The organism is Duganella lactea (assembly GCF_009857505.1).
Taxonomy (GTDB): Bacteria; Pseudomonadota; Gammaproteobacteria; order Burkholderiales; family Burkholderiaceae_D; genus Rugamonas; species Rugamonas lactea.
In genome coordinates this window covers 1-679 of the sequence record NZ_WWCP01000094.1, presented here as the reverse complement: position 1 = coordinate 679, position 679 = coordinate 1, and the positions used below count along the sequence as shown (strand labels likewise).

Annotated in this window: 1 protein-coding gene; it reads right to left on the bottom strand. The window is 59.4% G+C overall.

Annotation, left to right across the window (positions count from 1 at the left end; translation table 11 throughout):
* A partial coding sequence (locus tag GTP44_RS26810) for an EF-Tu C-terminal domain-related protein (RefSeq protein WP_267875267.1) occupies positions 1-679 on the bottom strand: 679 nt, incomplete at both ends.

The following is a 679-nucleotide window of genomic DNA, read 5'->3' as shown; positions in this document are numbered from 1 at the left end:
CCAGGATTTTCGCTACCACGCCGGCGCCAACGGTACGGCCGCCTTCGCGGATCGCGAAGCGCAGACCTTCTTCCATCGCGATCGGGTTGATCAGCTTAACGGTGATCGACACGTTGTCGCCTGGCATAACCATTTCTTTGTCCGCTGGCAGTTCGATCGAACCGGTCACGTCGGTGGTACGGAAGTAGAACTGTGGACGATAGTTGTTGAAGAACGGGGTGTGACGACCGCCTTCGTCTTTCGACAGCACATAGATCTCGCCGGTGAAGTGGTTGTGCGGTTTGATCGAGCCTGGTTTTGCCAGAACTTGACCACGTTGCACGTCTTCACGCTTGGTGCCGCGCAGCAGCAGACCAACGTTGTCGCCCGCTTGACCCTGGTCCAGCAGCTTGCGGAACATTTCCACGCCGGTGCAGGTGGTTTTGACGGTGTCGATGATGCCGACGATTTCGATCTCTTCGCCGACTTTCACCACGCCGCGCTCAACACGACCGGTCACCACGGTGCCGCGACCCGAGATCGAGAACACGTCTTCCACTGGCATCAGGAAGGCGCCGTCCACTGCGCGCTCTGGCGTAGGGATGTAGCTGTCCAGTGCTTCGGCCAGGGCCATGATGGCTTGCTCGCCCAGAGGACCGGTGTCGCCGTCCAGTGCTTTACGTGCCGAACCTTTGATGAT